Origin of the sequence: Sphingobacterium mizutaii (genome assembly GCF_900187125.1) — a bacterium.
GTDB lineage: Bacteria > Bacteroidota > Bacteroidia > Sphingobacteriales > Sphingobacteriaceae > Sphingobacterium > Sphingobacterium mizutaii.
Window position 1 is genome coordinate 143,876 of the sequence record NZ_LT906468.1, and the last position, 22,613, is coordinate 166,488.

At 41.2% G+C, this 22,613-nt stretch carries 21 protein-coding genes and 1 tRNA gene; 9 read left to right on the plus strand and 13 right to left on the minus strand.

Features of this window, described 5'->3' with window-relative positions; all coding sequences use genetic code 11:
- The first annotated feature begins 1 nt into the window (after position 1).
- Complete coding sequence (locus tag CKW03_RS00650; protein WP_093100163.1) at positions 2 to 475, plus strand: hypothetical protein; 474 nt, start codon at positions 2 to 4, stop codon at positions 473 to 475.
- A gap of 282 nt (positions 476 to 757) precedes the next feature.
- On the opposite strand, the gene CKW03_RS00655 is transcribed toward CKW03_RS00650, so the two are convergent.
- Both CKW03_RS00655 and CKW03_RS00660 read right to left on the minus strand, forming a co-directional pair.
- Complete coding sequence (locus CKW03_RS00655) at positions 758 to 1,387, minus strand: DUF8845 family protein (RefSeq protein ID WP_093100164.1); 630 nt, start codon at positions 1,385 to 1,387, stop codon at positions 758 to 760.
- Positions 1,387 to 1,893 carry an RNA polymerase sigma factor gene (locus CKW03_RS00660; RefSeq protein WP_093100165.1) on the minus strand — a complete coding sequence of 169 codons (507 nt, stop codon included), beginning with the start codon at positions 1,891 to 1,893 and terminating at the stop codon, positions 1,387 to 1,389. The genes CKW03_RS00655 and CKW03_RS00660 overlap by 1 nt, the downstream gene beginning before the upstream one ends.
- 69 nt (positions 1,894 to 1,962) lie before the next feature.
- Here CKW03_RS00660 and radA point away from each other — a divergent pair, with 69 nt between their 5' ends.
- Positions 1,963 to 3,351, plus strand: a complete 1,389-nt coding sequence (gene radA / locus CKW03_RS00665) for a DNA repair protein RadA (protein WP_093100166.1) — start codon at positions 1,963 to 1,965, stop codon at positions 3,349 to 3,351.
- Between the two features lie 61 nt (positions 3,352 to 3,412).
- Here the strand turns inward: radA and CKW03_RS00670 are convergent, their stop codons facing one another.
- From CKW03_RS00670 to CKW03_RS00685, 4 genes are all read right to left on the minus strand, one after another.
- Positions 3,413 to 4,540: a TlpA disulfide reductase family protein gene (locus CKW03_RS00670; RefSeq protein WP_093100202.1), complete on the minus strand. Its 1,128-nt coding sequence runs from the start codon at positions 4,538 to 4,540 to the stop codon at positions 3,413 to 3,415.
- A 44-nt stretch (positions 4,541 to 4,584) separates the two neighbouring features.
- On the minus strand, positions 4,585 to 5,412 hold the full coding sequence (locus CKW03_RS00675) for a TPM domain-containing protein (protein ID WP_093100168.1): 828 nt from the start codon (positions 5,410 to 5,412) through the stop codon (positions 4,585 to 4,587).
- A 4-nt stretch (positions 5,413 to 5,416) separates the two neighbouring features.
- Complete coding sequence (locus CKW03_RS00680; protein ID WP_093100169.1) at positions 5,417 to 5,851, minus strand: TPM domain-containing protein; 435 nt, start codon at positions 5,849 to 5,851, stop codon at positions 5,417 to 5,419.
- Between the two features lie 85 nt (positions 5,852 to 5,936).
- Positions 5,937 to 6,515 (minus strand): LemA family protein, encoded by a 579-nt coding sequence (locus CKW03_RS00685; RefSeq protein WP_093100170.1) that lies wholly within the window; start codon positions 6,513 to 6,515, stop codon positions 5,937 to 5,939.
- A 150-nt stretch (positions 6,516 to 6,665) separates the two neighbouring features.
- Between CKW03_RS00685 and CKW03_RS00690 the strand changes: the two genes are divergently transcribed.
- The 4 genes from CKW03_RS00690 to tnpA all read left to right on the plus strand — a co-directional run bounded on the left by CKW03_RS00690 (position 6,666) and on the right by tnpA (position 11,193).
- The gene (locus tag CKW03_RS00690) at positions 6,666 to 8,213 is read left to right on the plus strand and encodes an NAD(P)/FAD-dependent oxidoreductase (protein WP_093100172.1); all 1,548 of its coding nucleotides are present in this window, start codon (positions 6,666 to 6,668) and stop codon (positions 8,211 to 8,213) included.
- 77 nt (positions 8,214 to 8,290) lie between these two features.
- Positions 8,291 to 8,366: transfer RNA gene (locus CKW03_RS00695), tRNA-Gly, on the plus strand.
- A 43-nt stretch (positions 8,367 to 8,409) separates the two neighbouring features.
- A complete protein-coding gene (locus tag CKW03_RS00700; protein ID WP_093100174.1) occupies positions 8,410 to 8,850 on the plus strand; it encodes a PH domain-containing protein in 441 nt (146 codons plus the stop codon).
- A gap of 1,881 nt (positions 8,851 to 10,731) precedes the next feature.
- Positions 10,732 to 11,193 carry an IS200/IS605 family transposase gene (tnpA, locus tag CKW03_RS00705; protein WP_093101257.1) on the plus strand — a complete coding sequence of 154 codons (462 nt, stop codon included), beginning with the start codon at positions 10,732 to 10,734 and terminating at the stop codon, positions 11,191 to 11,193.
- Between the two features lies 1 nt (position 11,194).
- Here the strand turns inward: tnpA and CKW03_RS00710 are convergent, their stop codons facing one another.
- From CKW03_RS00710 to sufB, 4 genes are all read right to left on the minus strand, one after another.
- On the minus strand, positions 11,195 to 12,415 hold the full coding sequence (locus tag CKW03_RS00710; protein WP_093101259.1) for an MFS transporter: 1,221 nt from the start codon (positions 12,413 to 12,415) through the stop codon (positions 11,195 to 11,197).
- Between the two features lie 296 nt (positions 12,416 to 12,711).
- Complete coding sequence (gene sufD, locus CKW03_RS00715; protein WP_093101361.1) at positions 12,712 to 14,019, minus strand: Fe-S cluster assembly protein SufD; 1,308 nt, start codon at positions 14,017 to 14,019, stop codon at positions 12,712 to 12,714.
- Positions 14,020 to 14,067: 48 nt separating this feature from the next.
- Complete coding sequence (gene sufC / locus CKW03_RS00720; protein WP_093101261.1) at positions 14,068 to 14,826, minus strand: Fe-S cluster assembly ATPase SufC; 759 nt, start codon at positions 14,824 to 14,826, stop codon at positions 14,068 to 14,070.
- Positions 14,827 to 14,842: 16 nt separating this feature from the next.
- The gene (sufB, locus tag CKW03_RS00725; RefSeq protein WP_093101263.1) at positions 14,843 to 16,294 is read right to left on the minus strand and encodes a Fe-S cluster assembly protein SufB; all 1,452 of its coding nucleotides are present in this window, start codon (positions 16,292 to 16,294) and stop codon (positions 14,843 to 14,845) included.
- 327 nt (positions 16,295 to 16,621) lie between these two features.
- Here sufB and CKW03_RS00730 point away from each other — a divergent pair, with 327 nt between their 5' ends.
- Positions 16,622 to 17,092 (plus strand): Lrp/AsnC family transcriptional regulator, encoded by a 471-nt coding sequence (locus CKW03_RS00730; RefSeq protein WP_093101265.1) that lies wholly within the window; start codon positions 16,622 to 16,624, stop codon positions 17,090 to 17,092.
- A gap of 9 nt (positions 17,093 to 17,101) precedes the next feature.
- On the plus strand, positions 17,102 to 18,166 hold the full coding sequence (locus CKW03_RS00735) for a DUF6695 family protein (RefSeq protein WP_093101267.1): 1,065 nt from the start codon (positions 17,102 to 17,104) through the stop codon (positions 18,164 to 18,166).
- A gap of 5 nt (positions 18,167 to 18,171) precedes the next feature.
- On the opposite strand, the gene ung is transcribed toward CKW03_RS00735, so the two are convergent.
- Entirely contained in the window at positions 18,172 to 18,843 is a 672-nt protein-coding gene (gene ung / locus CKW03_RS00740) for a uracil-DNA glycosylase (protein WP_093101269.1), read from the minus strand.
- A gap of 96 nt (positions 18,844 to 18,939) precedes the next feature.
- Between ung and CKW03_RS00745 the strand changes: the two genes are divergently transcribed.
- Positions 18,940 to 19,479: a hypothetical protein gene (locus CKW03_RS00745; protein WP_093101271.1), complete on the plus strand. Its 540-nt coding sequence runs from the start codon at positions 18,940 to 18,942 to the stop codon at positions 19,477 to 19,479.
- Between the two features lie 157 nt (positions 19,480 to 19,636).
- Here CKW03_RS00745 and CKW03_RS00750 read toward each other — a convergent pair whose 3' ends face one another.
- Together CKW03_RS00750 and CKW03_RS00755 are read right to left on the minus strand one after the other, a co-directional pair.
- A complete protein-coding gene (locus CKW03_RS00750; protein WP_093101273.1) occupies positions 19,637 to 20,797 on the minus strand; it encodes a dipeptidase in 1,161 nt (386 codons plus the stop codon).
- Positions 20,797 to 22,527, minus strand: coding sequence for a serine hydrolase domain-containing protein (locus CKW03_RS00755; RefSeq protein ID WP_093101275.1), 1,731 nt, complete (start codon positions 22,525 to 22,527; stop codon positions 20,797 to 20,799). The genes CKW03_RS00750 and CKW03_RS00755 overlap by 1 nt, the downstream gene beginning before the upstream one ends.
- Positions 22,528 to 22,613 lie beyond the last annotated feature (86 nt).

Consider the following 22,613-nt stretch of genomic DNA (forward strand, 5'->3'; position numbering starts at 1 on the left):
TATGAAACAATTTTTATACATTCTTGGACTTGCTATTGCATTTTTATTGCCTAAAATGTCGCAAGCCCAAGAAGATCCTAATTTAAATGTGGTTGATGATATTCAGTTTGATCTAAAGTCGGTAACGGCATCTGGAGATACTTTGGTGGTCGACTTATTTGCCATATCTTACGATAAGAACCCTAGGGAATTCAGATTGAATGTTTTCGCTACGGCATTGATCGATGCACAAGAGGAATCACATATGTTGACCTCCGTGCAGATCGATAGAGTGATCGTTCAGCTTTCTGACAGAGAAAATTACCTGAATTATCTTTTACAGCAAGACAAACCTGTCAATATCAAATTGAAATTGACACCCATGACAGAAGAGATTAAGAACGCGAAAATGGTAAAGATCGTTTTCAATGCCCTCGAAGAGGAAGGTCAATTCCTCGATGCGTTTATAGACCTTGAACAAGAAAAGGAGCAGTAATGCTCCTTTTCTTGTTTATGGATTGTTGTAATAACCTTTTAATAATGACATGGTTGCTAAATCTGTGTTAATAGGTATTTAGACTTATATTTATTTTCTAGAAAAAACTCTTTTTTGCGCTACTTCCAGGCTAACGTGCCATGCCAGCTAAAATAATGGAACCCCTATGGGGTTATATCACCAAAATTAAAAATATATTTTTTTGCCTTCCACTTTGCTGTCATCATCTTCCGATAAATTTAGTCCAAATTTTTACTACTCGGTTTGACTTATTGGATAAACCTATCCTTCTTCTCTTTCCAGTCTTTCCAATTCCTCGTAATTCTTCTCCAGCTTTTTGACCAACCTGATATAGATTAGCTTATAGATCCATTTTACCAAGGATATCATCGCCCAGCCTATCACAAAAATTATAAAGCCTAGAAGACTAATAAATAGGATATTATGACCTATGGATTTATGGAATACATCTTCCTCCCAAATAAGGCTCATGGCAGTTATTCCCAAAGCGATCATGATCAGGTAAATATTGAACCGGATATAATGGGCAACAGTTTTTCTGGTCACCAAAATATTGGATAGGAGTTCCTTGGTATTATTGGTGTTCTTTATTTTTCTATAGGAATTGAAAAAGGCATAGATAAAATAGAGAATGATGATATAGGAAGCTACATCAATAAAATTGGTGAGCAGTTCCAATGCATAAGGTAATTTTTCGGGATCCGTATCAAAAAGAAATACGAACACATTTAATATGATGCCAAGGAATAATTCGATGATGCTGATAATAAAAATCCATTTCACAAGGGAGGATGAACTCTTATGCAACATATTGCGGATTTCTTCCTTGTTTACCTTAGGAAATCCCTGGTCCTTTTGCCAATGTTGTTTTAGAAAATCTAGTTCATCCATTAAACCACTCCTTTCTTTGTTAGCATTTCTTTCAGTTTGTTCTTGATTCTATTCATTTTGACTCGGGCATTTACTTCGCTAATCCCCAAAGTCTCAGCGATCTCGGTATAGTCCTTGTCTTCGAGGTACATATAAACCAAAGCTTTGTCGATATCATTCAATTGGCGTACGGCATCATATAGGTGTTTTAGTTGGTCTTCAGTCTCTGAATTGTATTCCTCATAGCGGATGTTGGCTAGGGATTGATCCCAATCAACGGTCGCTATTTTTGTCTTTTTGCCTCGGTATAATGATATTGCTGTATTCAAGGAAACTCTATATGCCCAAGTTGAAAACTTTGACTCGCCCTTGAACTTTGGATAGGATTTCCATAACTGAATAACCATCTCTTGGAACAAGTCCTGGTGAGATGCAAGATCTGTTGTATACAGCTTGCAGATCTTATGTAGGATATTTTGATTATCCTCCAAAAGATTTACAAATTCTTGCTCTAGGTTCTCAGTCATTTATTGGTATTTGTCGACAATAGTAAGGTATTGTTACAACATGTAGATACATTTTTTTAAATTCGCTCAATGGCAAAAACAAAATCAGCATATTTCTGTCAATCATGTGGATATGAATCTCCAAAGTGGTTGGGGCAATGTCCTTCTTGTAAACAATGGAATACCTTTGTTGAAGAAGTGGTGGAAAAGGCTTCTAGCCGCGTGCCTGAATGGCGTAGCACGAGCGCTGGCCCAAGCATACAGAAAAGAACTAACAAAGCTGCGGTCATCCATGAGATCGTGTACTCCGAAGAGCAACGGATCTTATCTCCGGATAAGGAGTTCAACCGCGTATTAGGGGGTGGGATTGTTCCGGGCTCCTTGGTTTTGATCGGTGGTGAACCAGGTATTGGAAAATCTACCCTGATGTTGCAACTGGCGTTATCTATTCCCAAGGTGAAAACCCTTTATATTTCGGGTGAGGAAAGTGAACAGCAGATCAAGATGCGAGCGGAAAGATTGTCCCAGAACTCCAATGCGAATTGCTATATCCTTACGGAGACCTCCATGCAGAACATCTTCAAGCAGATTGATCAAGTAGAACCCAATGTGGTGGTCATCGACTCCATACAGACCTTACATTCTGCTCAGATAGAATCGGCTCCCGGTTCGGTCTCTCAAGTGCGGGAATGTACGGCTGAGTTGCTACGGTTTGCCAAAGAGACTAATACACCGGTCTTTATTGTAGGGCATATTACCAAAGATGGTTCCATTGCGGGACCAAAGGTATTGGAACATATGGTGGATACCGTTTTGCAATTTGAAGGCGATAGAAACCACGTTTATCGCATACTTAGAGCGGTTAAAAATAGATTTGGATCTTCTTCTGAACTCGGTATCTATGAAATGCAGGGGTCCGGTTTAAGGGAAGTTTCCAACCCATCGGAAATCATGCTTTCGCAAAGGGAGGAGCAGGTCAGTGGAATTGCCGTAGCAGCCATGTTAGAGGGCATGAGGCCATTGATGATCGAGGTGCAGGCCTTGGTGTCCAACTCCGCATATGGAACGCCGCAGAGGAGCTCTACGGGTTTTGATACGAAAAGGTTGAACATGCTCTTGGCTGTCCTTGAAAAACGCTTTGGATTTCGCTTAAGCGCGCAGGATGTATTCCTCAATATTGCTGGCGGACTAAGGGTGGAAGATCCCGCTATTGATTTGGCCGTTATTGCAGCGCTTATTTCATCTCAACAGGATATCGCTCTGCCTTCCAATATCACCTTTGCTGGTGAAGTAGGTCTATCAGGCGAAATCAGGGCCGTAAATCGTATCGAACAGCGAATCCAAGAAGCTGAAAAATTAGGATTTGAACAGATCTTTATTTCAAAATATAATACCAAAGGATTGGATGTGAAAAGATATCAGATCTTGGTCCGGCCAGTGGCTACCTTAGAAGATGTCTTCAGGATATTATTTGGTTAAGAATAGGCCTAAACAAAAAACTCCGAGAAATTCTCTCGGAGTTTTTTAATGATCTTTTTGCTTATTTGATTACTTCAGCTAGTTTAGCTTCTAAAGCTTCACCGCGAAGGTTAACTGCAATAATCTTACCTTCAGGATCTAATAGGAAATTCTGAGGAATACCTTCAATACCATAAAGTTCTACTACTGGTGAATGCCAGAACTTAAGGTCAGACACTTGGGTCCATCCAGAAAGATTGTCTGCTTTAATAGCCTCTAACCAATCTGTTTTACCATTCTCACGGTCTAAGGAAACACCATATACCGTAAAGTTCTTGTCTTTGAATTTATTGAAGGCTGCTACCACATTCGGGTTTTCATGACGACATGGTCCACACCAGCTCGCCCAGAAGTCAATCAATACGTATTTACCACGTAATGAAGACAAAGCAACCACTTTACCTGTTGTATCAGGCAATGCGATTTCTGGCGCTACGGAACCGATAGCAACTTTTTGTAGTTTCTCGATCTTTGCTGCCAATGCTTTTCCACGGGTAGAGTTTTTCAATGCCGCAGAAAGCTTTTCATAAGCAGGGCCTACCACATTATTAACCGTTTGGGCACTTACCATCTCGTCCAACAATCCTAAAGTCACATAACTGTTTGGATTGTCCTTGATGAATTGCTCATTGAGTTGAGTCTGTTGCTTGAATAATCCTTCAGCCTTCCCTTGCAACGTTTTCAGGAATTCTTCATCCTGTTGTTGGTCTGGACTTGCTGCTTGATATTCCTTGTTTAAAGTCTCAAATTGATCGGTTACAGCTTTAATTGCTGCTTTGTATTTGCTAAAATCAGTATTGATCTCATTTCCTGAGATTTCAGCATTTGCCATATTATCACCGGTAACCTTGATTACACCTTTAGAAAGGTAAAGCATGGTCATATCTGGAGTTTCAATCTGGTTCAATGGTTTGCCATCAGCAGATAAAATGATCTGTGCTTGCGTAGGTTCTGAAACAATTCCGTTATAGGTAAACTGTCCTTTATCAACATTAGCAGAATCAATATGGCGTTGTCCGCCATCTACATACATCAAATACACTTTCGCTGGCGCATTCACATTCTTTATATTTCCTTTGATGGAAAAGTCCTCTTGGGCAAAAAGCAAAGTAGGGACTGCTGCCAGTACAGCTAACATTGTTTTTTTCATATCTATTGTTTTACGTTTTTTACTATAGTACATTAATCGTTCCATTACCATCTTCCGCTGGCACCACCACCGCCGAAGCCACCGCCTCCGAAACCTCCGAAGCCGCCGCCTCCACCGCCGCCGAAGCCGCCACCAAATCCTCCGCCATCATTGTCACCGCCACCACGGCCCAATGAGTTCAATAATGTCCACCAGAACAAGTCCGATGATCCACGTCCACCCATTACCTTACCACCGCCATTTTTGCCGCCACCTCCAGATTTGGAGATAATGGAAATTAAAATGATGATACCAATCACAATGAATATGACAGGTATTCCGCCGCCTCCTTCTGTCGAATAGCCATCCTTAGGGTCGGCTTTATACTCTCCTTTGGAATAGGATATCAATGCGCTAGTTCCATCATCGATCCCTTTAAAATAATCTCCTTGACGGAAAGCGGGTTTTACCTCGTTTTCAATGATGCGGTAAGCAATAACATCTGGAACCGCTCCTTCTAAACCATAACCGGTACGGATCGTGACTGCACGGTCTCCAAGGGCTACCAGGAACAAAATGCCATTATCGAATTTCTTGTTTCCCACACCCCACTGCTTGGCTAGACGATCGCCATAATCGGCAATGTCATAGTCGCCAGTGCTATTCATGACCACGACCGCAATTTGAATACTGGTTGAATCCTCAAAGGCCAATAACTTACGTTCAAGTTCTTGCTTTTGGCTGGAATTCAGGGTGTTGGTATAATCAGTTACTAAATCCTTCGCCACAGGCGGAAAATCCTGAGCAAAGGCTTGTAAATGAAATATTAAGCCTATAAAAAAGCTGAATAATATACGGGTTGAAAATTTCACAATTTGTGATGTTTTCTGCATAAAATTAAGATTTACCGAAATAAATATCATTCGGAAGTTCGTTCACATCATCCGATCTCCTCGGGAAATATCTGCCCAATTGTTCACCGGCTTTTTCAATTCCAGCAATCAATCCACTAACATAATCTCCCTTTCTAAAAGAACCCAACATCAGATCTTTGGTCGATTCCCAAAAGTCCTCTGGAACTTTGCTGTCAATCCCAGCATCGCCAATAATGGCAAATTGATGGTCATCTGTCGCCAGGTATATCAATACCCCATTGCGCAATGCCGTCTGATGCATCTTGAGTTTCTCAAAATAATCTTTTGCCAGATCAATCGCTTCCTTATCATGAACCCTGCGTTCTACTACCAAACGGATCTCCCCGGATGTCAGGTTCTCCGCTAGGCTGATGGCATGCTCAATTTTCTCTTGTTCTTCTTGATTGAATATCTCCATGGGGTCTAAAAATAGAAAAGATGAATGCAGAAGTGAAAGCCCCCAACATTCATCTTTACGTTATGTCAACAACAATAAAAATTCATTAAAACTGAACTGTAGGCGCTTTGTCAGATCCTTCAGTAGCTTTAAAAGTTCCTTTTGCCTTGAATCCGAAGATTCCTGCCATAATGTTGTTCGGGAAGCTACGAACAGTGGTATTATAATCCTGAACCGCTTCGTTGAAGGCTCTACGCTCTACTGAAATACGGTTTTCGGTACCTTCCAACTGGGCCTGTAACTCCTGGAAATTCGAATTCGCTTTTAAGTCTGGATAGGCTTCTACACTCACCAATAATCGTCCGATGGCTTGTGAAAGTCCATCTTGGTTTTGTTGGAAATTAGCGATCGCTTCCTCGCTCAAATTGTTTGGGTCTACTTGTACTGAAGTCGCCTTTGCACGAGCTTCTGTTACGGCAGTCAATGTACCTTGTTCATGCTGTGCAGCTCCTTTTACAGTGTTTACTAAGTTAGGGATCAAGTCCGCTCTACGTTGGTAGGCGTTTTCAACTTGTGCCCATTTTCCTTTTACATTTTCGTCCTTGGATACCATGGTGTTATACCCACAAGAACTGAAAGAAAGAGCAGTTAATAAACCTACAAATACGATTAATAATCTTTTCATGTGTAATGTTTTTACAAGTAATATTTAAAAGTAAGAATTTGTTTTCACAAAAAAGCAATATCAAATGACATACCAATACTAGCTAAACACGAAATTCTGTCAGTTTTTGGTATCTTTGCCAAGATTTTTGGGATAAATCCCCAACAGACTATGCAAAAAGAAATTGAAATTGCCATCAGTCCTGATTTTGTTCAGGATGATAAGCGAATCCTTGCTGAAGGAGCCAAGAAACTCCGTGTTCCAACAAGTAAAATCAATGGTTTCCATATCCGTAAGCGTTCTATTGACGCTCGTGGAAAACAAGTCCTCTTCCGGATGCGGGTCGTCTTCTTTATCGACGAACCTGTACAGCTCCCAGATTACCATACCGCTCTTAAAAATGTCAAGGATGCTAAGCCCGTGATTATCATCGGTGCCGGTCCTGCAGGATTGTTTGCTGCATATCGATGCATAGAATTGGGATTGAAGCCCATCGTTTTAGAACGTGGAAAGAAAGTGCAGGACAGAAGAAGGGATCTTGCCAAGATCAATAGAGAAGGCTTCGTCAACCCAGAATCCAATTATTGTTTTGGAGAAGGGGGTGCTGGGACTTATTCGGATGGTAAGTTGTATACGCGCTCTAATAAACGTGGCGATGTACAACAGGTCCTTTCCATCTTTGTGGAACATGGCGCTACGGAAGATATCCTAGTAGATGCCAGACCACATATTGGAACCAATAAATTGCCCCATATCATTGAAAGTATCCGTGAAAGGATAATCGAAATGGGCGGCGAAGTGCATTTCGATTGTAAGGTTACGGATATATTAGAGCAGTTTGGAAAGGTAGAAGGGGTTAAGACGGAAAGTGAAGGAATCATAAAGGCCGATCATGTGATCGTGGCAACGGGGCATTCCGCTCGTGATATTTTTGAGCTGTTCCGTTCCAAAAATTGGTTGTTGGAAGCAAAACCTTTCGCCTTAGGTGTTAGGATCGAGCATCCCCAAGCCGTAATCGACTCTGCGCAATACCATTGTTCCATTCGTCCGGAGAACCTGCCGCCAGCATATTATAGTTTGGTCGAACAGGTTGATGGTCGTGGTGTTTTTTCCTTCTGCATGTGCCCCGGAGGGATTATCGCTCCTTGTGCCACCGATCAGGATGAGATCGTGGTGAATGGTTGGTCACCATCAAAAAGAAATAATCCGCATGCCAATTCAGGTACCGTAATCCAGATTAACTTGGAAGATGTAGTAGGCTCGGACCAAGATCCATTTGCCTTATTGGAATTTCAGCGACAGATCGAACAAAAGGCCTTTCAATTGGGCGGTGGTAATTTAGTTGCTCCAGCACAACGAATGGTAGATTTCGTTCAGAATAAAGTATCTTTCGATCTACCTGAGAATTCCTATAAGCCAGGGACCCGTTCGGTCGATCTGCGCGAAGTATTGCCGAAATTCGTGTATTCTGCATTGCAAGGAGCCTTGCCGATCTTTGGAAAGAAGATGAAAGGTTATTATAGCAATGAAGCAATTTTGGTAGGAGTGGAGTCTAGGACCTCCTCACCGATACGTATCCCAAGAGATAAAGATAGCTTGCAACATCCGCAAGTTGCTGGTTTATACCCCTGTGCAGAAGGAGCAGGTTATGCGGGTGGAATCGTGTCTGCGGCGATCGATGGAATGAATTGTGTGGATGCCATTAAGGCTACGCTATAATTTCACAATTATTTGCAAAAATATCACGCTTAAGGTTGACAAGAACCAAGTATTATTGTATTTTTGTAGCACTTCAAGCGAAAGTAGCTCAGTTGGTAGAGCACAACCTTGCCAAGGTTGGGGTCGCGAGTTCGAATCTCGTCTTTCGCTCCAAGCAAAAGCTTCCAAATATTGGAAGCTTTTGTTATTTTAGGGTATGCCAAATTATAAATCCAAATGGGATAATTTTTACCTCCTGATTCTTTATGCGATCTTAATACCAGTGTTTACGGGGATTTTGGCCATATCGAAAGCGCCTTTATCAAAGTATTTGACAGTCCTTTCCACCTTAGTAGCCTGTATTCTCGTTTTTTATCTGATTACTTATTTCACAACTTCCTATAAAATCAATTCGGAATATTTAAGATATCGTTGCTTAATATTTTTTGGCAAGGTCAAGATCGAATCGATAAGGAGGATTGAGGTTGGCAAAAATTTATATAGCGGAATGCGACCAGCAACCGCCATGAAAGGTCTGATTATCTATTATGATAAATACGAAGAGGTTTATATCTCGCCGGTAGATAATGAGGAAGTTATCAATGCCCTCCAGAAAATCAACCCCGAGATTGAAGTTAGCTATCATAACAAAAAGTAAAAATAGAAGCTAGAGTTTGGCGGTTTTTATTGGGTCTTATTCGAGACACATTCGGAAAATCCCGAAGTGGTCAGTATTTTATTGAATGGATAGTTGGGTAATTCCCGAACATGCCTCGAACAAGGGCAAAAGATGGGTGGGAGGAATGGTTGGAATTTTGGCTAAAATAATTGGACCCTTAAAGGGATTTTCTGCGTGCCATTGATGTTGGTGGACATATGGGGTTGATCGCCATGTCACCCTAGAAGGGTGAAATTATTTTAGGATTGGTTATTAGAATGGCACTACCCCTTTAGGGGTTGCAGTATGTTGAATCGCAAAAATGTTAACGTTCAATTCTTAAACCCCTAAAGGGGTAATCCTATGTGTCCCGATATTGCTAAAATAATTGAACCCCTAACGGGGTTTTCTACGCGCCATTGATATTGAGGGATAAAAGGTATTGATTGTCACGCCACCCTAAAGGGATAATCCTATGTAATCCGTAATTGTTAAAATAATTTAACCCCTGAAGGGATTTTCTGCGTACCATTGATGTTGGTGGACATATGGGGCTGATCGCCATGTCACCCTAGAAGGGTGAAATTATTTTAGGATTGGTTATTAGAACGGCGCTACCCCTTTAGGGGTTGCAGTATGTTAAATTGCAAAAATGTTAACGTTCAATTCTTAAACCCCTAAAGGGGTAATCCTATGTGTCCCGATATTGCTAAAATAATTGAACCCCTAACGGGGTTTTCTACGCGCCATTGATATTGAGGGATAAAGGTATTGATTGTCACGCCACCCTAAAGGGATAATCCAATGTAATCCGTAATTGCTAAAATAATTGGACCCTTAAAGGGATTTTCTGCGTACCATTGATGTTGGTGGACATATGGGGCTGATCGCCATGTCACCCTAGAAGGGTGAAATTATTTTAGGATTGGTTATTAGAACGGCGCTACCCCTTTAGGGGTTGCAGTATGTTGAATCGCAAAAATGTTAACGTTCAATTCTAAAACCCCTAAAGGGGTAATCCTAGGTGTCCCGATATTGCTAAAATAATTGAACCCCTAACGGGGTTTTCTACGCGCCATTGATATTGAGGGATAAAAGGTATTGATTGTCACGCCACCCTAAAGGGATAATCCTATGTAATCCGTAATTGCTAAAATAATTGGACCCTTAAAGGGATTTTCTGCGTACCATTGATGTTGGTGGACATATGGGGCTGATCGCCATGTCACCCTAGAAGGGTGAAATTATTTTAGGATTGGTTATTAGAACGGTGCTACCCCTTTAGGGGTTGCAGTATGTTGAATTGCAAAAATGTTAACGTTCAATTCTTAAACCCCTAAAGGGGTAATCCTATGTGTCCCGATATTGCTAAAATAATTGAACCCCTAACGGGGTTTTCTACGCGCCATTGATATTGAGGGATAAAAGGTATTGATTGTCACGCCACCCTAAAGGGATAATCCTATGTAATCCGTAATTGCTAAAATAATTGGACCCTTAAAGGGATTTTCTGCGTACCATTGATGTTGGTGGACATATGGGGCTGATCGCCATGTCACCCTAGAAGGGTGAAATTATTTTAGGATTGGTTATTAGAACGGTGCTACCCCTTTAGGGGTTGCAGTATGTTGAATTGCAAAAATGTTAACGTTCAATTCTTAAACCCCTAAAGGGGTAATCCTATGTGTCCCGATATTGCTAAAATAATTGAACCCCTAACGGGGTTATCTAAGTGCTATTGATGTTGGTGAATATATCGATTTTGTCCCTGTGGCACGTGGTTATGGAAACATTTATTAATCAAATTAATTAATACAAAAATAATGATATCAATACAACCCAAAATGTAATTTGCCAATAGATAACTCATAACAATAATTAATGGCAAACACTTATTCGCAAATTTATATTCAAATTGTTTTTTCGGTTCAAAATAGAGAAACTCTGTTGAAAATGCCTTGGAGGCTAGAGGTTTATAAATACATTTCTGGAATAATAAAAAACAAAGGTATAAAACCGATCATTATTAATGGAATGGAAGATCATATCCATATCCTAATAGAATTAAAACCAGAAAGTTCATTGTCTGATTTGGTTAGGGATATTAAAAAACACTCTACTATTTTTATCAATAAACAAAATTGGCTTTCATATAAATTCTCGTGGCAAAGTGGTTTTGGCGCCTTTTCCTATTCTTATTCTCAAGTTGATAAAGTATATAATTATATCAAAAACCAAGATAAAATCCATTTAAATAGAACATTTCAAAAGGAATACACTGAATTTTTAAATAAATTCAATGTAGAATATCGTGATGAATTTCTATTCAAATGGATTGACTAACCTACTCCTCCTTGATCCCCAACCGCATTAAACTAGGCGTCATAAATGAAACTATCCCCAACAGCACACATAACACCCCTGCAATAATAAAGGCATTGGCTACGCCAATATGGTCTGCAATGTTTCCGGCGAATAACAGTCCAATTAAACTCGGGATGATCGCAAAACTGAAATACAGGGAAAATACCCTGCCTAACATCTCAGGTGCGATCTCTTCCTGGATAATGGTCATAAATACCGCATTGAAGATGGACATGGACGCTCCGCCAATTCCTGTCAATACCACAAAAATGATAAACATATTCGCGGGCAGCACCCCTGAAAACACAAAGGTCAAGCCCAATAGGATATGCATGTAATTGATCAAAAGTATCTTTCTGAATGACAGCTTAAATGCACTTAATGCGGATCCTCCAACCAACATGCCTACGCCCCAGATTACCTCAATGACGCTCATCTCAAATTTATCGCCTTTGAAATGTTCGATGGTCAATAAAGGGAACATAATGGCAACAGGGAGGATGCCCATCATGGCAATAATGGAGTAAAGAAACATCCTGTTCAAGCCTTTGTTCTTGTGAATAGCCAAGAATCCCAGTTTTAGATCACCCCAGACTTGCCTCAGGGAGGCTTTGCTTTCGGATTTAAAATAAGGAATGCTGATAAACATTAGGCTGCTGATCGCGAATGCCGCACCGATAACATCAAGGTATAATACCTGATTGATCGGAAGGTTGGCAATGGCCAATGCACCTAATGCTGGGCCGGCTATGGCACTCACAGAATGCAAGATCTGGTTGACTCCTGAAACGCGCAATAGCTGATCTTCTGGAACCAGTAGTGGAGCAATGGCCTGCATGGCGGGTTGATGGAAGGCGGAACCTATGGAGCGGCAGACCATCAACAGATAGATCAGCGAGAGGTTAATATGACCATCCTGCAGAGCGAAAGTCATCATCAGGGTACAGCAGGCAATGAAGGCATCTGCAAAAATCATGACCTTCTTTCTGTCCCAGCGGTCGATATACACGCCGGCGAATGGGCCAATTATGGCCTGGGGCAATAGACCCGAAATGGCAGCAAAGGCTAAGACCTCAGCCGACCGAAATTCAAGGCTTAGCCAGATAATCATTGCGAAGTTGACGGCAGAGCTACTTATCAAGGAGACAAATTGCCCTACCCATATATAGATATAGGTTTTAAACCAATGTTTCTTTTCCATGAAATAAAATTGAATTGTTTGTACTTGCAGCTAAAAAGAAATTTAGCTGATTCATTAAACCGCAGAAGATTTACTTAACTCAGTAAATCCAAGGGTCCATAAAGAATTGTGCAAATTGGCGAGCGCTCATAGGGCAAATATAAACCAAAGAGCTTGAAGTTCAAATGTTTTGAGAAAAATACTTTCTTATGAGAGCGAAATGGATGAGGGCTGAGGTCTTCTCGAAAACGAAAGAACATAAAAGAAAAGCGTCTTAGCTTTCGCCAAGACGCCTTTATACTAAAACTACACTACTATTATTTTCTTTCTAATCCTTTTGCTACTAAGGCTTCAACAAAGTTCCTTACGTTTTCATCTGAGAATCTGGATGTAACGTCAAAAGCAAAGGCGTGAACCAACAGGATACGTGCGCTCTCTTCGCCGATACCACGAGCGCGTAAGTAGAACAATGCATCATCATCAAATTGTCCCATGGTACAACCATGTGAACATTTTACATCATCTGCAAAGATCTCAAGCTGTGGCTTGGTATAGATGGTAGCTTTGTCACCGATCAACATATTGTTGTTCTGTTGAAAGGCATTTGTTTTCTGCGCATCTTCGCGAACGAAAATCTTACCGTTGAAAACAGCTGTAGATTCGTCCTGTGGAATATTTTTGTACCATTCATAAGATTCACAATGAGGTTTCATGTGATCTACGATAGTATGGTTGTCTACAAATTGATTGTCGGCCAATAGGTTGATTCCGTAAAGGTGTGATTCAACCTGCTCAGCGTCCAAACGAACGTTCAAGTCATTGCGTACAAAAGCTACACCAGGGAAATTACAGTTGTAGTTGTTGTACAAGCTGTGTTTCGTTTGGTAGACCTCGGTATGATTGATGTAATGGCTGTTATTTGAAGCTAACTGCAAATAATAGTGTTGCATCTTCGCGTTTTCTTCTACTACAATCTCGGTAACCTTGTTGTTCAGGTTGAAAGCCGAACCATCCAATGTGATAAAGGATTCGATGATTTCAGCCTCAGCGTTCTGCTCAAGGATATATAGATTACGAGTTTGTGCAAAGAAGTCCTGATCTCCAGTAGCGACATGTACGATTTGGATAGGCTTTGAGACCACCTTATTGCGGTTCACCTGCAGGAATATTCCCGAAGTGTGAAAAGCCGTGTTCAGGGCTACCGTGGTGCTTCCAGTAGCATCTGCATGTTTTGCAAAGTGCTGTTGGAATTTAGGCTCATTTTGAGCTTCTTCGATAGGTTTTACGATCAAGCCGATTTCATCTTCCAAGGAAGAGAAGGCCAATACATATTGACCATTGATCAATACGATGCGGTGAGCATCCAATCCGGGGATGTCCGCAGCGCTAAGATCTAAATTTGAAACATCCACATCCTCGTTCAACAGATAGTTTCTGTTGATCAGCGAATGGATATTTGTGTATTTCCAGTCCTCATTCTTTACAGTAGGGAATCCAAGTTCATGAAAACGGGTATAAGCCTCTTCGCGAAGAGCCTTTACCGCTGGTGTATCATTGCTTGTTTCCAATTCCTGAAAAGTTGAAGTCAACTGTTGGAATAAGGAGTTTGCTACTAATGTACTCATGTTATTTGTTGTCAATCCGCTCATTACCTCGTTTCTTAATACAACTGATTAGGCATTTTGCGTATCTAATTCTTTTAACCAGTCGTAACCTTTTTCTTCTAATTCAAGTGCTAATTCTTTTGTGCCTGATTTTACAATGCGGCCATTGTGCAATACGTGTACAAAATCTGGCACGATATAATCCAACAAACGTTGGTAGTGTGTAATCACGATGAATGCATTGTCTTTTGTGCGTAATTGGTTTACACCATTCGCCACGATTCTCAATGCGTCAATATCTAAACCTGAATCTGTTTCGTCTAAGATGGAAAGCTTAGGGTTCAACATCGCCAGTTGGAAGATCTCGTTACGTTTTTTCTCACCACCTGAGAAACCTTCGTTCAAGGAACGGTTTGCCAAGTTAGCGGAGAACTCTACCAATTGTTGTTTTTCTTTTACCATCTTCAAGAAGTCTTTGGCTTCCATCGGAGGTAATCCTTTATATTCTCGGATATCATTTACTGCTGTCTTCAAGAAGTTGATGTTTGAAACTCCTGGGATTTCAACAGGATATTGAAAAGCCAAGAACAAACCTTCGCGAGCACGGTCTTCCGGAGAAAGCTCCAATAGATCTACTCCGTCAAGGAAAGCTTCGCCTTCGGTCACTTCGTAGGAGTCACGTCCTGCCAATACATTTCCTAATGTACTCTTTCCAGCACCGTTAGGGCCCATGATGGCATGCACTTCGCCGGCCTTAACTTCTAAATTCAGTCCTTTTAATATTTGTTTGTCGTCGATAGACGCATGCAAATTCTTAATGCTTAACATATTCTATTCTATATTTCTATCCTACCGATCCTTCTAATGAGATCGCTAATAATTTTTGTGCCTCTACGGCAAATTCCATTGGTAATTGATTTAATACTTCTTTCGCATAACCGTTTACGATTAATCCTACGGCTTTCTCAGAGTCAATACCGCGTTGGTTTAAGTAGAACACTTGGTCTTCCCCGATTTTAGAAGTGGTCGCTTCGTGCTCTAGGGTAGCTGTTTTGTTCTTGCTCTCGATATATGGGAAAGTGTGGGCTCCACATCTGTCGCCAATCAACAAACTGTCACATTGGGTGAAGTTCCTTGAGTTGTCTGCATTTGGTCCGATCTTAACCAATCCACGGTAACTGTTGTGGCTCTTGCCAGCAGAGATACCTTTGGAGATGATTTTAGAACGGGTGTTTTTTCCTAGGTGGATCATTTTTGTGCCTGTATCTGCAAGTTGCATATTACGGGTCATCGCCACCGAGTAGAACTCGCCTACGGAGTGGTCACCTTTCAGGATTACCCCTGGGTATTTCCAAGTGATGGCAGATCCGGTTTCCACTTGGGTCCAAGAGATCTTGGAGTAGTCGCCTTTACAGATACCACGCTTGGTTACGAAATTGTAGATTCCGCCTTTACCGTCTTTATCTCCAGGGTACCAGTTTTGTACAGTTGAGTATTTGATCTCCGCATTGCGCATTGCAATTAGTTCAACCACTGCAGCGTGCAATTGGTTCTCATCACGCATTGGAGCTGTACAACCCTCTAGGTAAGATACATAAGCATCCTCATCGGCAATGATCAAGGTACGTTCGAACTGCCCCGTGTTTTCTGCGTTGATACGGAAGTACGTGGAAAGTTCCATTGGGCAACGAACGCCTTTTGGAATGTATACGAAAGATCCGTCCGAGAAAACTGCGGAATTCAGGGCGGCATATACGTTGTCGGTTTGTGGAACTACAGTTCCTAAATATTGTTTTACAAGTTCAGGATGTTCTTGAACTGCCTCCCCGAAAGAGCAGAAGATAACCCCTTGTTCTTTCAGTTTTTCACGGAATGTGGTTTTTACTGAAACAGAGTCAAATACTGCATCAACGGCTACTACCCCGGCAAGTACCTTTTGTTCGTCCAAAGGAATGCCCAATTTGGCAAAGGTTGCCAATAATTCGGGATCCACTTCGTCTAAACTATCAAGTTGTTTTTTGGGTTTAGGGGCAGCGTAATAAGAAATGTCCTGGAAATCTACTTCAGGGTTTTTGAAGTTTTGCCAAGTCGGCATGCTCATTTTCAAGAAATGTTGGAAGGCTTTCAGTCTCCATTCCAATAACCATTCCGGTTCGTTTTTCTTCTTGGAAATCAAACGGATGGTATCTTCATTAAGACCTTTTGGAGCGATCTCCATCTCAATGTCGGTGGTAAAACCGTACTTATATTCTTCGAGCTCTAACTCTTTTAGTAAATCGTCGTCTTTTGTGCTCATATCTCTTTCACTTTAATGATGGGTTCTTTCCCATTGGTTTTGAATTGCAAAGTTACGGTTTATAATGCAGAAAAAAGCTTGTTTTGTGTTCAACCTACACAGTAAACCGCAAAAAAAATGACAAATGTCATTTCTTCTGCATTAAAGGCTATTTAGAATGATTATATTATGACAATAGAATGATTGATATAAATAAAATCAATTGAATATCTCTTTTCAGATTGAGTCAATCTATATTAAACCTAGCCAATAAATCAGAAATACATTTTGTGTTAAACCAAATATTATTTTGTATATTTACTATTCTTTAATTTTATTGAAAAGCCTATGTCTTACCAACCAGATAAAACGGACTTGAAGATCCTAAAGCTTCTTCAGGAGAACGGAAGGATAACTAATTTACAATTGGCGACCAATATTGGTCTCTCGCCTGCCCCTACATTGGAGCGTGTTCGTAAATTGGAGAACTCTGGTTTCATCAAAAGTTACCATGCTTTTGTTGATGAGGAGAAGCTAGGATTAGGGATAAAATCATTCATCCAGATCTCTCTTGATTTCCATACCCATAATGCTATTCCGGAATTTGTTGAAGCCGTTCGTGCCATTCCAGAAGTGACCGAATGCCACCACGTTACGGGGAATTGCGACTTTATGCTGAAAGTGTATGTTAAAGACATTAAGGCATACGAGGCTGTGATTATGGAAAAGATTTCAAAGATCCCATTTGTGAAGACTTTCCAAACCATGATGATCATGTCCACCAGTAAAAAGGAACCAATTGTACCATTAGAATATTAATATTTAAAGATGGCATATCAAGATTCTGCAATCATATTGACATGGCCAGATGCTACCATACGTGGGGATGAAAAATGGATGATGTTTTTCAAAAAGATTGGTATTGTCAAAAATTTAAACTTCAAGGTTGGGCATACGGGCGTCGTGCTGGTCAATCACCAGACGGGCGAGTTGCTTTTCTATGATTTTGGCCGATATATTACCCCTCGCGGCTATGGACGAGCGCGATCCAAGGATTCTGACCCCATGTTGGAGATCAAGGTGAAGGCCAAGTTCAAGCATGGCCATATCGAAAACATCCAAGAGATCATTGCTGCCATCGAACCCCTGAAAGGCGCGATGTATGGCGAAGGAAGGCTCTTTTTTAGTGTGGCCAACGATATCAATTTTGAAATCGCGAAAGATTATGGTGACAAATGCGTAGAAGAGGGTACTTACCCCTATGGCGCAGTGGCAAAGAACAACAACAACTGTTCGCGGTTCATTACCAGGATGTTGATGAAGGCTTCCAAGAAATATCATTTCTGGCATGGAATCAATCTTCCGGAGACCATAAAAGCGAGCCCAATCAGCAATATTGTTAATGTAAGCAAGACCAGGGTCGTGAACAGCTATAGTCCTTCTGATGGTTTTCAGTCGTTTAAGATGGACCGTTGGAAGTCTTTCTTTTTCTTGGTGAAGCAGTTAGGGGATAATGTGTTCAGGAACAAGGCGAACTTATTACCCAACGATCTGATCATTGGTGCGGTGAATTTTGGCTCTAAGCCTATCTCTGTTCCTAAGCATGCGAAATATCTTGGTGGTGTGGGCGATGGTGCTTGGTATTATCTTTATGAAAGACCAGATTCGCAGATCGAGATCAGCCGATATTCTACTTTGGGAAATTTGGAATACGTGGTGCTAGGTGAAGCGACTCAACCGGTGGATTTCCATGAGGATTGGGAAATAACCTATGATAGCCACCTGAAGTTCACCCATATCTTGCAGAACAATCAAAAGATTCGGATCAATCATATTGAAGTCCTTTCTACAGAGGACTATAAGTTCAAGAATTTGTTAGAGAGATATGCGTAAGGTCTTTACACCTGCCAGTCAATAGCTTGTTTACCATGTTGTTGCAGGTAGCTGTTGGCTTGGGAGAAATGTGCGCATCCAAAGAATCCCCGGTAAACCGATAGTGGTGAAGGGTGTACTGCTGTCAATATGAGGTGCTTACTGCTGTCGATCAGCGCTGATTTTTTAATGGCATAGCTTCCCCATAATACAAAGACCACATGTTCACTTTGATCTGAGATTGCCTTGATGATTTCATCCGTAAAGTATTCCCAACCTTTCTTCTGGTGCGAACCGGCTTCATGTGCTCTGACCGTTAAGGTGGCGTTCAGGAGCAATACGCCCTGTTTTGCCCATTTGGTCAAGTCTCCATGGCTAGGATAGGTAAAGCCAGGGATGTCGGTGACCAATTCGGTATAGATATTCCTTAAACTTGGCGGGATCGCAATTCCTGCTGGGACAGAAAAAGAAAGTCCATGCGCCTGTCCATCGTTGTGGTAAGGATCTTGGCCAAGGATCACTACCTTAAGATCTTGAAAAGGGGTCAACTTAAAAGCATTAAAAACCAAATCTTTCGGGGGAAACACTTTGTGCAAGCTTCTTTCCTTTATTACAAAATCAGATAAGTCCTGTAAAACAGTGCTATTGAATAAGGGCTTAATGATAGGTTCCCAAGATGAATCAAAACGATCAGACATATGTTTATATAAAATTTTACATTATTTTGCTGTAAACAAGTTGTATACTACAGCAATTTAACGGATATTTGCAAACTTACAGTATTAAGCATAATTATGTCAAATCTAGTTCGCATTATAATTTGTAGTTTGTTGGTAGTCGGAACGGTTGCATTGTTCTGGATTGGTCAATGGGGCTGGGGGATTTTAGCAATCCTGATTACTATTTTAGCTTGGGTAACCGTTTTCTTCAACGAGAAGATGCTTATCGCACAATGGTTCTTGCGCAAAGAACGCATGGACAAGGCTGAGGTTTGGCTTAAGAAAATCAAGAACTACGAGACTGAATTGATCTCTGCTCAATATGGTTACTACCACATGCTTTTGGGCTTGATCGAATCGCAAAGAGCACCTTTACAATCAGAGAAATTTTTCAAGAAAGCCTTGGCAATGGGCTTGCATATGGACCATAACGTTGCATTAGCAAAGTTAAGCTTAGCTGGTATCGCCATGGCGAAACGTAATAAGCGCGAAGCTGAGAAGCTTCTGGCTGAAGCTAAGAAGGCCGATAAGAACAAATTGCTGGAAGAGCAGATCAAATTGATGAAGAATCAAATGGGTATGATGGACAAACAACAGTTCCGTTACTCGAGATAACAAAATATCTAAAAAAGAGAAGGGTGGATTTTTATAAAAATCCACCCTTCTCTTTTTTAGACAGCAGTCATTAGATTGGGTAGGACTGCCAACTATTTCAAACTATTTCTAATAAGAAGCAAGAAAGGTCTATTGTGTATTGTCTTATATCTATAACCTATTTCTCATTCTCCTTAAGGACTCTCAGAAAGTTTAATCCCATGATTTTGGCTACATCTTCTTTGCTATAGCCTCTTTCTAAAAGAGCCTTGGTCAGGACTGGGAATTTCGTTACATCTTCTAGTTCTTGGGGAGGGGATTCAATACCATCAAAGTCAGATCCAATCGCTACATGATCAATGCCTGCCTTGGCGACCAAATGGTCAATATGCTTTAGCACATTCTCAAATGGGGCGTTGGCTTCATGTTTTTGCTTTGCTGAAAGTGCTCCGTACATCTTGCCTACCGATATTTCTTTGTTTGTGCTATCTTTCTTGTGAGTTTTGTAGTAGAGTTTTTTGACTCTTTTCGGGTAGTTGGAATCCAGGAATTCCGAATAGAAATTAACACCAACCACTCCACCATTCTTCTTTAGGGCTTCCAATTGGGCATCTTTCAAATTACGGTAATGCGGAGTCAATGCTGCTGCATTGCTATGGGACACCAACACTGGTTTGCTTGTGATGCTTAATACATCATAAAATGTTTGTTCGCCGGCATGGGAAAGGTCGACCATCATGCCGAGCTCATTCATCTTGCGAATGATTTCTTTTCCGTGTTCGGTCAATCCCTTTCCTTTTTTGTCCTTGGACTTTACCTCCATCGCTGCGGCAGTGACCCAAGGCAGGTTATAGTTCCAGGTAAGGGTTAAATAACGGGCTCCACGGTTGTAAAGCGTTTCAAGATAGTCCAAGCGCTCCTCGATCATATTACCTCCTTCTATGCCGATCAGGGCAACGATCTTTCCGTTTTTGTTGATTCGTTCGATATCAGCTGAACTTTTTGCCAGTTCAATCTTGTCGGGATTATTGGCAATCAATTTCTCCAAAGCGTCTATTTGGTCATTGGCATGTTTATAGGCATTCTTCTTCCATTTCTTGTCATCAGACCAAACGGCAAATACCTGCACATCCACCCCACCTTCCTTCAGTCTTGGTAAGTCTGTGTGGCCGGTTTTGATTCGTTTGCCGATGTCTTTGCCGGGCAATATGCTTTCCACGATAACGTCATTGTGGCCATCAACAACGATCAGGTCTTGGTGTATCTGTTTATAGTCTTGCCCCATACTGGCAAAAATAGCTCCTCCAAAAAGGATGGTCAATAAAAACTTCTTTTTCATTATTTAGCGTTAAAAATGGTTTCGTAGATCACATCCTGTATACGGCTTCGTACGTTTAGATCATAGATTTTTGTAGATACTTGCGGATGTACTCTGTTTGACAAAAATATATAAATCAATTGGTTATTCGGGTCTACCCATATACAAGTTCCTGTGTATCCGGTATGGCCGTATACAGAGGGGTTCGCCAGTTTAGATGGATAGTCTGCTCCTTTCTTAGGGTCATATCGGTCAAATCCCAAGCCTCTGCGGCTTGTTTTGGACTGCTTTGAAGTAAATAAATCAATAGTCTCCGGTTTGTAGTATCTCACACCACCGTATTCGCCTCGATTCAGCAAGAGCTGTCCGTAGATAGCCAGGTCGTTCGCAGAGGCAAACAAACCCGCATGTCCTGCCACTCCGCCCGCCATTGCTGCGCCTTCATCATGCACATAACCTTGCAATAGAACCTTTCGGAAGGCGGTATCCTGTTGGGTAGGAATAATTTGATCTTTTCTGAAACGATCTCTTGGTAGATAGCCAGCGGTTTTCATCCCAATTGGTCTGTACAATAGATCTTGTACATAGTCTTGCATCGGGGTTGAGGTCTCATGTTCCGAAACCTCCTTCATGACATACATGCTGATGTCTGAATAGACATAATTACCAATCGGTTTTACCGGAGAATTCAACATCTCTGGCCACATGACATCCCTGTAGTAGTTATTTTTTAGATAAGCATTGTCAGCAACTTTGACTTGATGGTTTTCATCTTTTGTGCTCTGTAGATCGCCTGGTTTTAGATTTTTATAAAACGGGATAAACGGAGTGAAACCTGCTTCATGCAACAGGACGGTACGCAGGGTGATATTAGCTTTATTGCTCTGTTTGGCTTGCCACAGGTAATGGCCCATGGTACTGTCCAGGTTGATAATATTGTTTTCTTGCAGATGCATCACGACCGGCGTTGTTCCTGCTATCTTACTGATAGAGGCTAGGTCGTAGATGTCATATATGCTATTGGCCTGCTTTTTCTCGTACGTATGATAACCGTAAGCCTTTTCAAAGATTACCTGTCCATCTTTTATAGCCATGACCATCATGCCCGGTGCGGCATGCTGTTCAACGGCATCTTTGGCGATGGCATCAATCTGGTTGGTCATTTTTGCTATATCTAGACCCGATTGTCTTCCTTTGCTGTACTGTAATCTTGTTTGGGTCGTTTTATTCGTTCCTGCGGTGATGCCTAAACCCCCGAAGATCGACATCGCTGCGTTCTCTTGGGCTTCTTCTTCCAGACTAGGCGCTGTCAATATGCTTGCAAAGCGACCTAAGTTGGCAGCAGACAAGCCAATATTGATGTAATTGATATCCTTACCGAATTTACAAAGAATGACATCCTTCCGATTAACTGCTGATTGGATGACCATAGCCAATTGTCCTGGTCTAAACTCTTCTTCCGTTCCTGCAACGATGATGGTATTGTAGTATTTTGTATGCTCATCATATTGGTCAAAACCAAAGCTTTTCACTTCTCCATAGCGTTGTAATTGCTGAATGAAAGGCCCATATTTTACGCTGTCTGCACTGATCACAGCAATCCTACGTTCATCCAAGCGCTTAAAAGGCAGGATGTTCCTTTGGTTGTTTAGAAGAACGGTTTGATTAGTGATGACCTGTTTATACTGCGCTTGACTGATGGAATACCCGCATAACAGGAATATTGTAAGGAGGTTAAAAAAACGAATCATAATTGTTTTTAGGATTTCTTATTGTAAATGTACTAATAAAACGCACAAACACGCATTCCCGACGTGTAATAATTCTGTATATTTGA